This is a genomic window from Tamlana crocina (assembly GCF_012037625.1).
The window spans coordinates 1-375 of sequence record NZ_JAAVJS010000442.1 but is presented as its reverse complement, the minus strand read 5'-3'; the positions used below and the strand labels follow the sequence as shown (position 1 = coordinate 375).

The 375-nt window shown below is 37.9% G+C and carries 1 protein-coding gene; it reads left to right on the top strand.

Annotated features, from left to right (window positions below; genetic code table 11):
• The coding region (locus tag HC176_RS17500) for a hypothetical protein (protein ID WP_167920281.1) at positions 1 to 375 on the top strand (375 nt) is incomplete at both ends.

Here is a 375-nt window from a genome sequence, read left to right as displayed (position 1 = left end):
ATGCTAGTTAATATTTCGAAGGATTTTAATGAGAAAAGAGAGGAAATCAATCACTTGATAGGCAAAGCATTTCCCCTTGAAGAAAGAAAAGAACTGGAAGGCACGAGTCTGCAAAATATTCCAATCACCGCCGCAAGTATTGAGATCTATAATTTACTTGTACTCAATGAGGGAAACAGTCATTGTACTATAGAAATTCGTCCTAAGGGTGTTATGATAAGTTTTAGGGCAGCAGGGGAATCCTATTCGCTGGTAATTCCTTTTTACAAACTAAAGATCTATAAAGGCCGGAGCGAAGAATATTCTTTCTACAAAGACAATCACTTTATAAAAGTTTGGGCGGGCGCCAATGAACATGAAGTGCATGCCTTTATC